We start from the raw sequence: 15754 nt of genomic DNA, 5'->3' as shown, positions 1-15754 counted from the left end.
AAAAAAGTCATTCCCTTTGGTTTCAGAAAACTAATGAATGTATTCTCAGCATTTCTCGTGAGGTTAAACGTATCGCGAACTAGCATGATTTAATTGAGCAGACCGTGATAAAAATTCATAAAATAAGTAAAGCTAGGTAAAAACTAATCGATAAAACACATTTTTTTGATAGGCTATATATAGTTTTATCGAACTATTGATTGGATTTTGCGATTGACCGCCTGCGCATCGTTACACGGAGAATAATCATAATGAAGTCAGAAACTGAAGCATGCCGCGTGAAAACACGGCATAGCGAGTACTCGTTAGCTCTACCTGTTATCGCCTTAGTTGTCCTGACTCTGTGGGGCAATACTCAGAGTTTACCCGCCGTCGCTGGCATTAATATCCTCGCACTGATCGCTATATTGAGCAGTGCGTTTAGCGTAGTGCGTCATGCTGACGTGCTGGCACACCGTTTAGGTGAACCGTACGGCTCATTAATTCTGAGCCTGTCCGTGGTTATTCTGGAAGTGAGTCTGATTTCTGCGTTGATGGCCACCGGTGATGCTGCTCCGGCGCTGATGCGCGATACGCTTTACTCCATCGTGATGATCGTCACCGGGGGTTTGGTTGGTTTTTCATTGCTGCTCGGTGGACGTAAATTTGCCACCCAGTTTGTCAATCTGGCCGGTATCAAACAGTATTTAATTACGCTGATCCCGCTGGCGATCATCGTTTTAGTGTTACCAATGACCTTCCCTGGTGGCAACTTCACCACGGGTCAAGCGCTTATGGTGGCAGCCATTTCCGCCGCGATGTACGGCGTGTTCTTGCTGATCCAAACCAAAACGCACCAAAGTCTATTTGTTTACGAGCATGAAGATGACGGCGATGATCCGAGCGATCCGCATCACGGTAAACCTTCGGCTCATAGCAGCGCATGGCACGCCGGTTGGTTAGTGGTGCATTTGATTGCCGTTATTGCGGTCACCAAATTCAATGCGAATCCGCTTGAAAGCCTGCTCAGCACGCTGAATGCGCCGCAGCAGTTCACCGGTTTCTTGGTTGCTCTGCTGATTTTGTCGCCAGAAGGATTGGGGGCATTGAAAGCCGTATTGGCCAATCAGGTGCAGCGCGCCATGAACCTGTTCTTCGGTTCCGTGCTAGCCACCATCTCACTGACGGTGCCTGCGGTCACGATTATTGCTACCTTGACCGGCCAGCCGCTGATCTTTGCGCTGGATGCACCACAGGTAGTGGTGATGGTTGCCGCATTGATGCTGTGTCAGGTTTCATTTAGTACAGGGCGTACTAACGTTCTGAACGGTGCCGCTCACTTGGCTCTGTTTGCCGCGTACCTGATGACGATATTCTTGTAACCGATTCAAACTGAAAAAACGGCGCCATTCTCGCGCCGTTTTTTTATGACTAGCCAATTTCACCCTGCACGCTTATCCCAACCTCGACAGCATAACCCCCGTCACAATCACCAAACTGGCGGCAATCCTTGCTTTCCCCATCGGCTCTTTCAACAACCACACCGAAAATATCATGGCGAATAGCACGCTACTTTCACGCAGCGCGGCAACAACGCCGATTGGAGCCTGCGTCAACGCCCAAATCACAATACCGTAGGCCAGCAGCGACATCGTTCCCCCCGCTAAACCCACCCGCCAGTTGCGCTTAATCTGCCCCCAGGTTTTCCCTCGCTGATGCAGCCATAACAGCGGCAGCATAATGATCCCGTTGAGCGTAAACAGCCACAGCGTGTAAGTCAGCGGAGCTTCGGCGGCGCGGGCTCCGGCGCCATCTGACAGCGTATAGCCTGCGGTAAACATGGCGGTGACTAAGGCATAGCGCACGGCTTTACCATTCAATTTTCTGCGCCCACCACCGCGTAGCGCCATTAGCAGCACGCCTGAAACCAATACCAGCGCACCGATAACGCCAAGCAGAGGTGGATATTCACGCAAAAAAAGCGCGCTGAGCATCATCGCCAACAGCGGCGCACTGCCGCGCGCTAACGGGTAAATTTGGCCGAGATCTCCTTGTCCATAGGCGCGGCTGAGAAACAGACAATAGCCAGTGTGCAGCACCAGAGAGAGTAACAGCCACGGCAACGATGAGAGGTTTGGTAAGCCGACCCACGCTAAGCCGCACAGCGAAACCGCCCCGGAGAAAATCGCAATCAGCGCCACGCCAACAAAGCGTTCCTCACCGATTTTAACAAGGGTATTCCAGCTCGCATGCAGCAATGCGGCACACAGCACTGCCAGAAAAACCGGGGTCGTCATACCAACTTCTCACTAAATTAATCGAGATACCAACAGCATAAAGTCTCCACGCTGGATTGTCATAAATACGTCATAGAAGTGTTATGTCTAGGCGATTAAATAAGCAAGGCCACCCGAAGGTGGCCCTGAGAGCAAAATTGGATGGGAAAAGCTTATTGGTATGCGTTTAAGGTGCGCTGGCAAAGCGCCGAGCGAACGCAGTCTTGGCTGTCGAAGCGGATAATACTGACCATCCCATCCTCGGTGAAGCGTTGCAGCGCATCTTCGAGGCCGGATTTCACTCCGCGAGGCAAATCACATTGGGTAATGTCGCCGTTAACCACCACGGTGACGTTTTCCCCCAGACGGGTGAGGAACATTTTCATTTGGCTAGCCGTGACGTTTTGCGCCTCATCGAGGATCACAAAGGCGTTTTCAAAGGTGCGGCCACGCATATAAGCGAAAGGTGCAATTTCCACCTTGCCGATTTCAGGACGTAAGCAATATTGCAGGAATGAAGCCCCTAAACGTCGAACCAGAACGTCATAGACCGGGCGGAAATACGGTGCAAATTTCTCGGACACATCCCCAGGTAAGAAACCGAGATCTTCATCGGCCTGTAATACGGGGCGCGTAACGATAATACGGTCGACTTCTTTATGGATCAGCGCTTCGGCCGCTTTCGCTGCGCTGATGAAGGTTTTCCCGCAGCCTGCTTCGCCTGTTGCGAAGATTAACTGTTTGGATTCAATTGCAGACAGATAAGCGACCTGTGCTTCCGTTCTGGCCGTGACTGGCGCGTTATCACGTTTTTCCCGCGCCATGCCAATGGTTTCAATACCGCCCATCTGAACTAGAGAGGCAGCCTGATCTTCCTCGCGCTGACGTTGACTACGACCATCACGTTTGACTACACGTTTAGCCTCACGACGCGCTCTGATAACAGCTTTCTGTTTTCCCATTTTGGCACCTTACAGTTGGTTTCAATCGTCATTCCACGTTTCATGAACGAACTGTCACTCGCTTATCTGAGAACCTCCTCATAGGATAGAGACGTGCTGAATACGAACCCACGCGCGAAGCCAATCCCTGCGGCGCGCAGTCGTAACCGATAAAATGAAGATAGAGGAATAAATAAATTTTTCGGGGAAGAAAGCCGTGACGCCCATTTTGCTGCGTCGACTTTTTGGCTGTCAGAGACAACCCGTTGAATGGTACTGATTTGACATCGTGCTAGCCCAGGTAAGGACTGTTTCATCCGCGCTCCTCACAAACCTGCTGGTTCAATAACCTGCGTTGATGTGAATACTTCCGTCGCCTCATGAAAATATACTGCTTAATAATGACAGTATAATGACAGTATAATGACAATGTTAATATTTTCACCACTTATTGTTAATAAAGATTTAACTTTACTATTAATTCTCTGACAGCCAGCCAAAAGCGCCATAATTATGTTATAAACATGGCTAATATTCTTTCTTTTACGCGGCTTCATGAAATTAACCACCTACACCGATTTTGGCTTACGCGCTCTGATGTATCTGGCCTCAATGCCCTACGGTCAGCGCACCAGCGTGGGCGAAATTGCCACCCATTACGATATCTCACGTAATCATATGGTCAAAGTGGTGGCGCAATTAGTGGGGTTAGGCTATATCCATGCGGTACGCGGCAAAGGCGGCGGCATAGAACTGGGCAAGCCCGCGGCAGAGATCAATATCGGTCAGGTGATCCGTGCACTAGAGAGCAATCTCAGCGGCATTGACTGCAATTCACCCGGCTGCAAACTGATAAAAATCTGCAAGCTACAGGCCGCGCTAAAAGTCGGCATGGAAGCATTTTTAACGGCGATGGAAGACTTCACGCTGGCCGATTTGGTCAGCAATCGCGGCGAGATTATCGCGATTCTGGGCATTCCCGCAGAGTAAAAAGCATCAAGGCGGGACACATTTCCCCGCCTTGATTAGATACCTTCAGAACGTCGCAAACACATCAGTGCTATGCCAGCCTTAGGTGATTAGAAGCCTAAACTTCCCAGCAAATCATCCACCTGCTCCTGATTCGCCACAATGCCTGGGCCGTTTTGGTTCATCTGCGGACCATTGAGCAAACCATCGTTGTCACGTTTTGGTTTTGCCGTCACATCTGGAATGTTTTCGACCAACACCGCCAACAGTTCTTTTTCGATTTCTTGCACCACGCCCATCATGCGCTTGATAACCTGACCCGTCAGGTCTTGGAAATCCTGTGCCATCATAATTTCAAGCAACTGAGCATGCGTGAACGCCGTGTGTTCTGGCACCGCAGCCAAATAGCTACGTGTGTCAGAAACCAAAACGCGCGCATCAGAAAGCTCGATAGGATTTTCAAACCACTCATCCCAACGCACTTTTAAATCTGTCGCCCCTTTTTCTAACGTCGTTTGACGTGGCTGAGCCGCTTCAACGCAGTTTAAAGCACGCTCTGCGGCCTGAGCCGTCATCTGCACCACATAATCTAAACGATCGCGGGCATCTGGAATCGCTTCTGCCGCCTGTGCAATAGCCTGATCCAGCCCAAGTTCTTTTAGGCTGTCGCGTAACATGCGAGTTAATTGCCCAATTCGAGCAATTATATCGTTGGCCGTCGCCGCATCAGTTGCAGGCATAGGATGTTCGTTCATTGTGACTCCTTAGATCCCCAACTTTTCAAAAATCTTATTCAGCTTTTCTTCTAGCGTTGCTGCCGTAAACGGTTTAACGACGTAGCCGCTGGCACCTGCCTGCGCTGCTGCAATAATGTTTTCTTTTTTCGCTTCCGCGGTCACCATCAATACCGGTAATGTTCCCAGACTGCCGTCGGCGCGAATCGCCTGCAACAGTTGCAGACCATCCATGTTGGGCATGTTCCAATCGGAAACCACAAAATCAAACGCCCCTGTGCGCAGCTTGGTTAACGCATCGGCGCCATCTTCCGCTTCTTCTACATTGTTAAAACCCAGCTCTTTAAGCAGGTTTCTTACGATGCGGCGCATTGTGGCAAAATCATCGACAACCAAAAAACGCAGATTCTTATCCGCCATACTGACTCCTCAAAAGTCCCCCTCAGCAGGGAACGTTAAATACGCAGCGCCTGTCCGGCGCTAATTTGCGTCAGCATTCGCTGACTGACTTGTTGCAGATCGACCACTTCATCGACGCCGCCCGTTAAAATGGCCTCTCTCGGCATGCCAAACACCACACAACTGGCTTCATTTTGCGCGATGGTATAAGCCCCTGCCTGATGCATTTTGAGCATTCCCGCTGCGCCATCGTTACCCATACCGGTTAAAATCACGCCCACCGCGTTGCGTCCTGCATAGCGCGCCACCGAGTCAAACAGCACATCAACCGAAGGCCGATGACGGTTAACCGCAGGGCCCTGATGCAGGCGTACAATATAGTTGGCACCGCTGCGCGCCAGCTCCAGATGCATATCCCCCGGCGCAATGTAGGCATGCCCTGGCAATACGCGTTCGCCCTCTTCGGCTTCCTTGACGGTGATCTGGCACAGTTTGTTCAGGCGCTCGGCAAACGAACGCGTAAACCCCGGCGGCATATGCTGGGTAATCAGCAGCGCGGGGCTTGACGACGGCAGCGGCTGTAGCACATGGCGAATCGCCTCGGTTCCGCCCGTTGATGCACCAATCGCAATCAGTTTTTCACTGCTGAGCAACGGGGTATGGCTGAGCGTCACCGGTTTTACCGGCATCGTGCCGCGCGCAGGCAGACGCGCTTTCGCCGCCGCACGCACTTTATCGGCAATCATTTCGCTGTAGGCCAGCATGCCTTCGCGGATCCCAAGCTGAGGTTTGGTGACGAAATCCACCGCGCCAAGCTCCAGCGCCCTAAGCGTAATTTCTGAGCCTTTACCCGTTAACGACGACACCATCACCACCGGCATCGGACGTAAACGCATCAGCTTTTCAAGAAAATCGATGCCGTCCATGCGCGGCATTTCAACGTCGAGCGTGAGCACCTGTGGATTAAATTTTTTGATCAGATCGCGTGCCACCAGCGGATCTTGCGCCACCGCAACCATTTCCATATCAGGATGGCTATTAATAATCTCGGTCATCAATTGACGCATTAGCGCTGAATCATCAACGCACAACACCCGAATTTTACTCATCGACTCTCCTTGGACAGCCCATACACGGTTTGTCCGCGCAAATAAAACTCTTGGCTGATATGGCTAAAGTTTTCCGAATGCCCCGCAAACAGCAACCCGCCGGGTTTCAATAGTTTGATAAAGCGATTGAGAATGCGTGCCTGAGTCTCTTTATCAAAATAAATCATTACGTTGCGACAAAATATGGCGTCAAACGGCCCAGGCAAATCCCACTGAGGAGCCAGCAGATTCAGCATTTGAAACTGTACTCGCTGGGCAAGCTCTGGCCTGACACGGACGAAGCCCTCCTGCGGCCCTGTGCCGCGCAGAAAAAAGCGTTGCAGCTGCGAAGGCGTAAGATGCTTGGTTTCTTCTTGTCGATAAACGCCGCGCACCGCTTTCTCTAACACCTGTGTATCGATATCGCTCGCCCAGACCTGCGGCCCCACCGGCGTTGTGCCTAATGCTTCCGCTAAGGTCATCGCGATCGAATAAGGTTCTTCTCCCGAAGAAGCCGCCGTACTCCACACACAGTAGTTGTGTGGCCGCTTACGCGCATGCTCCGCTAAAATCGGGAAGTGGTGCGCTTCGCGAAAAAAAGCGGTTAAATTCGTGGTTAATGAATTAATAAACGTTTGCCACTCTCCGTGGCTCTGGCTGCTTTCCAATAACGACAGATACGCGCCAAAATCATTCAGATTCAGCGCGCGTAAACGCCGCACTAGTCGGTTATAAACCATCTCCCGCTTATGATCGGCCAACACAATCCCTGCGTGTTGGTAAATAAGTTGGCTGATGCGACGAAAATGGGCGTCTGCCAGAGGCACTCTCTGCATCATCAATGCAGGTACCTGAGCATCATCGTTTCCTGACTGTGTAAATAAATTCGCCATCACTCACCCAATTTGCAATACGCGGGCAGAGAGCCTCCCCCCGCGATTAACTACCGTTTAGCCGGTGCTAAATCGGTTGCCATACATCTTTGTCCTTGGGCAGCGACTGCTCTGAGTTGGCAATAGGATCATCGACAACTCGAGCAGCAGGTGCTGATACCAGATGGAACGCGGCAACAGAGCGGGTTAGAGCATTTGCTTGTTCTTCAACCGCCTGCGTCGCTGATGCAGCCTCTTCGACCAGTGCCGCGTTCTGCTGCGTCACCTGATCCATTTGCGTTACCGCCAGGGCAACTTGTTCTATGCCTCGGCTCTGTTCATCGGAAGCAGAGGAGATTTCCCCCATAATGTCGGTGACGCGAGCCACCGAACGCACCACTTCATCCATGGTGTTACCGGCGTTTTCAACCAGCGCCGATCCCTGCTTCACACGGCTGACCGAATCGTCAATCAGCCCTTTAATTTCTTTTGCTGCCTGCGCGCTGCGTTGCGCCAAATTACGAACCTCTCCGGCGACCACGGCAAAACCACGACCTTGTTCACCAGCACGTGCCGCCTCAACCGCCGCATTCAGTGCCAGAATGTTGGTTTGGAAAGCAATGCCGTCGATCACGCTGGTGATATCGCCAATTTTCTGTGAGCTGGTAGCAATCTCGTGCATGGTGCGCACGACGTTACCCACAATTTCGCCGCCGGACGTTGCCGTTCCCGAGGCTTCTTTCGCCAAGCGTGCTGCCTGACGTGCGTTATCGGCGTTCTGTTTCACCGTTGCGGTCAACTGTTCCATGCTAGCCGCGGTTTCTTCCAGCGAAGCGGCCTGCTGTTCGGTACGCGAAGAGAGATCGTTGTTACCCGATGCAATCTCTTGCAGACCGTTATAAATCGCGTCGGAACCTTGGCGTACGGTTAGTACCGTCTTGGCCAGCGACTGCTGCATTTTTTGCAGGCTGCCAAACAGCTGGCTCAGTTCATTACGGCCAAAAACGTGAATTTCGGCTGAAAGATCGCCTTCGGCAATACGATCAAAATGCGCCCGCATGGTATTCAGCGGACCAATCAGCATTTTGCGCAGCCAATACAGCGAGCATAAAATCACGATAATCAGCATTGCTACGGCCCCCACCACCATCAGCATTGAGAGGGTGTAGGAGTTTTTATTTTCCGTTGCCGATTTTGCCAGCACATCATCTACATGCTGGGTGTAGGCCTGTGTCTGAACTTCAAACAGGTCTTGGACTTTCTGCGTAGGCTGATCCATGAAGCCTTGCAGATCGCCTTTCTCTAATAACGCAATGAGCTCGCGTAGCGTGGTACGGAGATTCTCGTAGCTCACTTTGGTGGTTTCGGTCAGCTCAATACCTTCTTTGGTTACGCGCGGTATGGCTAAGAACTGATTAAAATAGAGATCCGCTTTTTGCAGCGATGATCGCGTGCCCGCCATCAGCTCGTTGACTTTTTCCTGTGGGACTTTCAACGCAGCCCTAGTGCCAGCACGGTTAAGCGTGTTACGTGCCTGTAGCAAAGCAACCCATGACTGATTCAGCGCTTCTCGCTGATCGTTAACGATCTGAACGTTAGAAAAGTTGTTGTTATCGGAACGAATCGACATAAACGACAAGCCGGTAGATCCTAATTGCAGCAGACAAAACACCATCAGCAGCAGGAATAGACTGGTTGATACTCGGATTCGGTTAAACACGATGCTTTCCTTTTGGGCCGGTTCGTTTGTAGGGTACCCGGCACTGTCACGTTTAATGATTTCCAACGCCATTGGCGCCGTGTTGCCAGTGACAACGCCAATGCGTGGAAGACATACTCATAATTTCAAGGTGCAGCTCGCTTAAACATAAAGCACATAAATACATTTCAGCTTTTCTGTGAGGCAGTTTTGGCTGCCACACAGAGGGTGATCTTCGCCACCGTGTTGCTGTTTAGATCGTCATAGCGAAAACTTAAAACGTTTCCCAATTGTCCCCAGTCTCCGCAGCCGCGATACGCGGTGCAGACGTGGAAATAACCGGTTTGACGCTACGGCTTTCGCCGATGTCTTCTTTGAAGTCTTGTTGGATACGGAATACAGATACTGCCTGCGTTAGCATGCTGGCCTGCTCTTCCAAGGCAGCCGCAGCAGAGGCCGATTCTTCAACCAACGCGGCGTTTTGCTGGGTAACACGGTCCATTTCAGACACCGCCTGACCGACCTGATCGATCCCACGGCTTTGCTCATCCGACGCAGAGGCAATTTCCCCCATAATGTCGGTGACGCGCGTCACCGCACTGACGATATCGCCCATGGTTTCACCCGCGCTTTCCACTAAGGTTGAACCGATATCCACGCGATTAACGGAATCTTCAATCAGACCTTTGATCTCTTTAGCAGCCTGAGCACTGCGCTGGGCTAAGTTTCGTACCTCTCCGGCTACAACTGCAAAACCACGTCCTTGTTCACCGGCACGCGCAGCTTCAACGGCCGCATTCAGCGCCAGAATATTGGTTTGGAAAGCGATACCGTCGATCACGCTGGTGATGTCAGCAATTTTTTGCGAACTGCCCGCAATTTCGTGCATGGTTTGCACCACGTTAGCCACGACTTTACCGCCGCGCTGTGCGGTTTCAGAGGCACTCAATGCAAGATGGCTAGCCTGACGCGCATTTTCGGCGTTTTGTTTTACCGTTGCCGTTAGCTGTTCCATGCTGGCAGCGGTTTCTTCCAACGATGCGGCCTGCTGTTCGGTACGTGAAGAGAGATCGTTATTGCCGGCTGAGATTTCACTCGCCCCGCTATAAATGGCGTTAGCACCTTGGCGCACGTTACCCACGGTACGCACCAACTCACCCTGCATATGTTTAAGGCTTGCGGCTAGCTGCCCCATTTCATTGGTGCCGTTAACATCAATGCTGCGCGCCAGATCGCCGTTGGCGATATGCTTGATACTGCCAATTAAGCGATTCAAAGGCACGATCAGCGTTCTGCGGATACCAAACCAAACCAGAATAATCGCGGCGGCGACCAAGGCCAGAACACCGACTAAGATCCACATCGCCATGCTGTAAGAGCTGTTGTTATCATCAACGGCTTCCTGATACAGACGATCGTTTTGAGTCAAATAGGTGACGTAGCTTTTCTCAAAGCCATCTTGATAACCCTGAGTCGGCTGGTCAAAGAACTCATTGATTTTGCCAGTAGACAACAGCTGAATAAGCTCAGACAGCGCACCGTGCAGGATATCGTAGTGACGTTTTAATTCGGCTGTCGCATCTTGGCTTTGACGTGGATCGATAGGCAGCGCTTCATATTCGGCCCAGCGCCCTTCCGCCTGTTGTAGCGTACTTTTGGCAATTTGCAGTAAATCATCGACCGTCGCACCGCTGCCCGTTTTGTTAACATCCATCATGTAGCGAATGCCAGCACGGTTTAGCGTGTTTCGTGTTTGCAGCAAGGCTACCCAACTTCCGTTCAGCGTAGACTGCTGCTGTCGGATGGTTTGTAAAACAGTGAAGTTTTCCTTGTCGTTTTTCAGGGCGTTAAAGAACAATCCTCCGGATGTCATTTGCAAAATACCAAACAACCCCAGCACCAACAGCAAACTGGTGACAACTTTTATACGGTTTAACATGGTTTCTCATTCTCGGTACGTCGGATAGAAGGGATATCGGCGTAGCTGAGAAAAACTTTATGGGGAAAGTATTTTTTATTCGGAGTTTTTGCTGCGGAGTTTTTGCTACCCCCTCCCAGCCTCCCCCTTCTCAGGGGGAGGGGCACACCGAGCGCTGATGATAAAATAGAGCTAAGTTCGGCTCCCTCCCCTGCGAAGGGGAGGGTTGGGGTGGGGTCATTTCAATGGGGCAATATCAAAGTTACGCCGTAACACTTTCCACCAGCGCCATTTCTTCGCTGCTTAACAGCTTTTCAATATCAACCAAAATCAGCATACGCTCGCCCAGTGAACCTAAACCAGTAAGGTATTCGGTGGATAACGTGACGGCAAATTCAGGGGCAGGACGGATCTGATCGGTGGTTAACGACAGCACGTCAGATACACCATCCACCACGATCCCAACCACGCGCTGACTAAAGTTGAGCACGATCACTACGGTATTATCGTTGTAGGTCACGTTTTCTTGTAAGAACTTCACACGCAGATCGATGATCGGCACAATGACGCCGCGTAGATTGGTGACACCTTTGATAAACGCAGGCGTATTAGCAATACGCGTGACCTGATCATAGCCACGGATCTCTTGTACTTTTAAAATATCGATGCCGTACTCTTCATCGCCGAGAGTGAAAACCAGAAACTCCTGCCCTACAGTTTCTCCCGCCAGTTTGGTTACAGAAGCCAGTCCTGTCATGTTAGTTCACCTTTATGCACAAATTACTTGGGTATAAGAGCCAGCAGTCACCTGCTGGCTAAAATAAAACGTTCACGCTATGCCGCAGATACCGCGACGCGTTTTTCACGGTTGATGTTCTGCAACGCGGCGACGTCCACAATCAACGCGACGCTGCCATCGCCGAGGATCGTGGCGGCAGAAATCCCTGGTACTTTTCGATAGTTGGTTTCCAGATTTTTCACCACCACTTGGTGCTGCCCAACGAGCTGATCAACCAGCAACGCATAGCGACGTCCCGCACTTTGCAAAATGACCACAATGCCCTGCATGGCATCGGTTTTAGCCCCTTGCACTTCAAACACGCTGTACAGTTCAACCAGCGGTAAGTATTCGCCGCGCACTTGCAGCACGCGCTCTCCGCCCGCTAACGGATAGAGATCTTCTTCACGGGGCTGAAGGGATTCCATCACCGCATTTAATGGCAGAATGAAGACTTCGTTATTCACTTTAACGGACATGCCGTCGAGAATTGCCAGCGTTAACGGCAACACGATGCGGATCGTGGTGCCCTTCCCACCCTGCGATTGAATTTCTACGTGGCCGCCCATCTCCTGAATATTTCGCTTCACAACGTCCATACCCACGCCGCGTCCAGACACATCGGTGACCTGTTCTGCGGTGGAGAAGCCCGGTGCGAAAATCAGCAATCCAACTTCGTCGTCGGTCATGCTGTCGCTCACCGCCATTCCCTGAGAACGCGCTTTGGCCAAAATACGCTCACGGTTCAGCCCAGCACCGTCATCACGGACTTCGATGTAGATATTGCCGCCCTGATGTTCCGCAGAAAGCGTCAGATTTCCTACCGCGCTTTTTCCCGCTGCGACACGAACTTCGGGTGTTTCAATGCCGTGGTCGAGGCTGTTGCGTACCAAGTGCGTTAACGGATCGATAATGCGTTCAATCAGGCTCTTATCTAATTCGGTTGAGCTTCCGAGCAGGGTAATTTCTACCTGCTTGTTGAGCTTGCTGGCTAGATCGCGTACCTGCCGTGGGAAGCGGCTGAATACGTACTCCATCGGCATCATACGAATCGACATCACCGACTCTTGCAGGTCGCGCGCATTGCGCTCTAGCTGACCAAGGCTGTTAAGCAAATCGCCGTGCTCTACCGGATCGAGCATGTCTGAACGCTGCGCGAGCATAGACTGGGTAATTACCAGCTCGCCAACCATGTTAATCAGCTGATCGACTTTCTCCACGGCCACGCGAATACTGGTACTTTCAGCCGCTTTGGCTGGACGTTTTGGCGCTTCGGTCTGACGTGGCGCAGCCTGCTCAGGAACCAGTTTTAGTTCTGGCGCTGCGACAGGTTTCGCTTCTGCGGCGGGTGATGCAGGCTGAGCGGGAGCCGTGGTATTTTTAGCTGGCGCTGCCGCACCGCGATTAAACGAAATTTGCTCAGGTTCCAACACAAAGCAGAGAACGGCGGCAATATCGTCTTCGCTGGCTGTGGTCTCCAGAATGGCGTCTAATCCGTGCTCGGTTTCAGCGTGTTGGCGGATAGTGCCTAAATTGCCCAGTTCTTCCAGCATCAGCGGTACTTCTTGCGACTTCAGCCCGCATAGGGAAAGAGAAATACACCCTTCTGGCACCGCCATTTCGCCGGTTTCGTTATTGTTGCCTGCGGTAGTTGCACTCTCTTGCGCGACCACTTTGAGATGTTGGCCTTCGGCGGCCTCAGGCTCATTGGTTTCTTGAGCTTCTAACGCCAGTTGCCTTAATGCCTGACAGATATACTCAAAACTAGCGTGATCGGGATCCTGAGTGGATTTATAGGCATCGAGCTGGTCCTGCATAATATCTTTGGTTTCCAGAAACAGGTTGATGATATCAGTGCTCAGCCGCATTTCATGACGACGTGCACCATCGAGTAAGTTTTCCAGCAAATGGGTGGTTTCTTGCAAAATGTTGAAACCAAACGTCCCCGCGCCCCCTTTGATGGAGTGCGCGGCACGGAAAATCGCATTAAGTTGTTCAATATCTGGCTCTTCAGGATCCAGCTCCAACAGGTGCTGTTCCATATCTGCCAGCAGTTCGTCGGCTTCATCAAAAAACGTTTGATAAAACGCAGTAATATCCATGCTCACAGGTCACCTCTTTTCGGTCGGTGTTGTTGTAATAATGTGGTCATTCATCGGTGCTAATGGACTGGCTTGCACCGGCGACGCCTGTGGCGCAAGGTTTACCGCGCCTCCTACGCTCCACTGCTTCATTGCCGCAGGATTAGAAAAATCCATCTCCTGACTTTCTGAATTCTCATGTTCAATGTTGTGCTGGGCGCTTTTGTTTAACACTAAAATACTGATACGACGGTTTATCGCAGCGTCACTCGATTGGGATTTCAAACTCATGGTGTCGGCCATACCGACCACGCGCAGAATTTTTCCTTCGGCAAGTCCACCGGCGATCAGCTCGCGGCGCGATGCGTTGGCGCGATCTGCAGACAGCTCCCAGTTGCTGTAGCCTCGTTCGCCGCTGGCGTAAGGCAAGTCATCCGTGTGTCCCGACAAGCTAATTTTATTCGGCACATCATTCAGAATCGGCGCAATGGCATGCAAAATATCGCGCATATAGGGCTCAACCTTGGCACTGCCGTTTTCAAACATCGGGCGATTCTGGCTATCAATAATCTGAATACGTAAACCTTCGTCCATCATGTTAATCAGCAAATGCGGCTGTAATGCTTTTAGTCTTGGATCGGTCAGGATGAGCTGATCGATCTGTTTGCGCAGTTTTTTCAGCCGTTCGCTGTCTGCTTTGGTGGCTGGGTCCGGCATGGATTTCGCAACCTCGCCCTCTTTTTGCATCATGTCGTCACCACCGCCAGGAATTGGGCTGGTGCTGGCGCTTGAACGGTCGCCGTGAGTTAACGCAACGGCTAGCGGCGTTCGAAAGTACTCAGCAATCTTGGTCAGTTCTTGCGGGCTAGCGATTGCCAGCAGCCACATCACCAAAAAGAACGCCATCATTGCCGTCATAAAATCGGCATAGGCAATTTTCCATGAGCCGCCATGATGCCCCCCCTTATGGGAGGACTTCCGTTTTTTAACCAGAATTATCGGGCGGTTGCCATTTTTCATACTTCCTCTTCCACCGCCGACTGTTGTACCGCAGGCGCTTTCACCTGACGCACATGCTCTTCAAGTTCGATAAACGAAGGGCGCTCGGTGGAGTACAGCGTTTTACGTCCGAATTCGACCGCAATTTGTGGCGCGTAGCCATGCAGGCTCGACAGCAACGTGGTTTTCACGCACTGCATCATCTTGACGGTTTCGGCACAATTTTGGCGCATCAAAGACGCCAGCGGAGAGACAAATCCATACGCCAGCAGAATCCCCAAGAACGTACCGACCATCGCATGAGCAATCAGCGCGCCCAGCTCTGCGGCAGGACGATCGGCTGAGGCTAAGGCATGAACAACGCCCATGACCGCAGCCACGATGCCAAAGGCCGGCAGCGAATCCCCGACCATCGCCAAGCTGTCTGCCGGACCTTCAGCCTCGCTTTCGAAGGTTTCAATCTCTTCGTCCATCAGCGCTTCAATTTCAAAAGCATTCATGTTGCCGCTTACCATCAATCTCATGTAGTCCGTGATGAACTCGATGAGGATCTTATCGGCAAGAATTCGGGGATAATTAGAGAAAAGTTCACTTTCTTGTGGGTTTTCAATATCGCGTTCGAGTGTGAGCATGCCTTGCTGGCGCGCTTTCGCCAGTAAGAGGTACATCAAACCCATGACATCCATGTACAGTGCTTTGTTATATTTAGCACCGCGCCCCAGCTTGGGCAGCGTGCGCAACGTCGCTTTGATGGCTTTGCCGTTGTTGCCAACGATAAATGCGCCAATACCAGCACCGGCAATGATGAGCAGCTCAGCGGGCTGATACAGAGCACCAAGATGCCCCCCAACGATCATGTAACCGCCAAGCACGGCGATAGTTACAACGGCATAACCCAATAGAATAAGCACGCGAATTCCTTAATGCTTAGAATGGAAATTGGGTGTAACGCGCTGTCCAGAAGGACGGAGAAGAAGAATTCAGAAGCCGTCAGATGACGGCTCGAAAGGAAGTTAACCGG

The 15754-nt window shown here is 51.5% G+C and carries 14 protein-coding genes; 2 read left to right on the top strand and 12 right to left on the bottom strand.

Annotation, left to right across the window (positions count from 1 at the left end; translation table 11 throughout):
• Positions 1-251: 251 nt before the first annotated feature.
• Positions 252-1361, top strand: coding sequence for a sodium-potassium/proton antiporter ChaA (gene chaA, locus CPY98_RS08365; protein WP_025801707.1), 1110 nt, complete (start codon positions 252-254; stop codon positions 1359-1361).
• A gap of 72 nt (positions 1362-1433) precedes the next feature.
• Here chaA and CPY98_RS08360 read toward each other — a convergent pair whose 3' ends face one another.
• Both CPY98_RS08360 and phoH read right to left on the bottom strand, forming a co-directional pair.
• Positions 1434-2276 (bottom strand): DMT family transporter, encoded by an 843-nt coding sequence (locus CPY98_RS08360; protein ID WP_025801706.1) that lies wholly within the window; start codon positions 2274-2276, stop codon positions 1434-1436.
• Between the two features lie 152 nt (positions 2277-2428).
• On the bottom strand, positions 2429-3217 hold the full coding sequence (gene phoH, locus CPY98_RS08355) for a phosphate starvation-inducible protein PhoH (RefSeq protein WP_025801705.1): 789 nt from the start codon (positions 3215-3217) through the stop codon (positions 2429-2431).
• 534 nt (positions 3218-3751) lie between these two features.
• Here phoH and CPY98_RS08350 point away from each other — a divergent pair.
• Positions 3752-4186 (top strand): Rrf2 family transcriptional regulator, encoded by a 435-nt coding sequence (locus CPY98_RS08350; protein WP_025801704.1) that lies wholly within the window; start codon positions 3752-3754, stop codon positions 4184-4186.
• Between the two features lie 89 nt (positions 4187-4275).
• On the opposite strand, the gene cheZ is transcribed toward CPY98_RS08350, so the two are convergent.
• The 10 genes from cheZ to motA form a co-directional block, all read right to left on the bottom strand.
• Positions 4276-4920, bottom strand: coding sequence for a protein phosphatase CheZ (cheZ, locus tag CPY98_RS08345; RefSeq protein ID WP_025801703.1), 645 nt, complete (start codon positions 4918-4920; stop codon positions 4276-4278).
• 9 nt (positions 4921-4929) lie between these two features.
• Positions 4930-5319 (bottom strand): chemotaxis response regulator CheY, encoded by a 390-nt coding sequence (gene cheY, locus CPY98_RS08340; protein WP_025801702.1) that lies wholly within the window; start codon positions 5317-5319, stop codon positions 4930-4932.
• Between the two features lie 35 nt (positions 5320-5354).
• Positions 5355-6407: a chemotaxis response regulator protein-glutamate methylesterase gene (locus CPY98_RS08335; RefSeq protein WP_025801701.1), complete on the bottom strand. Its 1053-nt coding sequence runs from the start codon at positions 6405-6407 to the stop codon at positions 5355-5357.
• Positions 6404-7279: a protein-glutamate O-methyltransferase CheR gene (cheR, locus tag CPY98_RS08330; RefSeq protein ID WP_096387286.1), complete on the bottom strand. Its 876-nt coding sequence runs from the start codon at positions 7277-7279 to the stop codon at positions 6404-6406. The genes CPY98_RS08335 and cheR overlap by 4 nt, the downstream gene beginning before the upstream one ends.
• Before the next feature lie 67 nt (positions 7280-7346).
• Entirely contained in the window at positions 7347-8978 is a 1632-nt protein-coding gene (locus tag CPY98_RS08325) for a methyl-accepting chemotaxis protein (RefSeq protein ID WP_040046956.1), read from the bottom strand.
• Positions 8979-9231: 253 nt separating this feature from the next.
• The gene (gene tsr / locus CPY98_RS08320; RefSeq protein WP_096387283.1) at positions 9232-10896 is read right to left on the bottom strand and encodes a methyl-accepting chemotaxis protein; all 1665 of its coding nucleotides are present in this window, start codon (positions 10894-10896) and stop codon (positions 9232-9234) included.
• A 241-nt stretch (positions 10897-11137) separates the two neighbouring features.
• A complete protein-coding gene (cheW, locus tag CPY98_RS08315; RefSeq protein ID WP_025801697.1) occupies positions 11138-11632 on the bottom strand; it encodes a chemotaxis protein CheW in 495 nt (164 codons plus the stop codon).
• Positions 11633-11709: 77 nt separating this feature from the next.
• Positions 11710-13755: a chemotaxis protein CheA gene (gene cheA, locus CPY98_RS08310; protein ID WP_096387280.1), complete on the bottom strand. Its 2046-nt coding sequence runs from the start codon at positions 13753-13755 to the stop codon at positions 11710-11712.
• Positions 13756-13764: 9 nt separating this feature from the next.
• The gene (motB, locus tag CPY98_RS08305) at positions 13765-14754 is read right to left on the bottom strand and encodes a flagellar motor protein MotB (protein ID WP_025801695.1); all 990 of its coding nucleotides are present in this window, start codon (positions 14752-14754) and stop codon (positions 13765-13767) included.
• The gene (gene motA, locus CPY98_RS08300) at positions 14751-15644 is read right to left on the bottom strand and encodes a flagellar motor stator protein MotA (protein WP_025801694.1); all 894 of its coding nucleotides are present in this window, start codon (positions 15642-15644) and stop codon (positions 14751-14753) included. Before motA ends, motB begins: the two co-directional genes overlap by 4 nt.
• Positions 15645-15754 lie beyond the last annotated feature (110 nt).

Origin of the sequence: Hafnia sp. CBA7124, assembly GCF_002355555.1 — a bacterium.
In the GTDB taxonomy this organism is placed as follows: domain Bacteria; phylum Pseudomonadota; class Gammaproteobacteria; order Enterobacterales; family Enterobacteriaceae; genus Hafnia; species Hafnia alvei.
The sequence above is the reverse complement of the archived record's forward strand: the minus strand, read 5'-3'. Positions and strand labels throughout refer to the sequence as shown.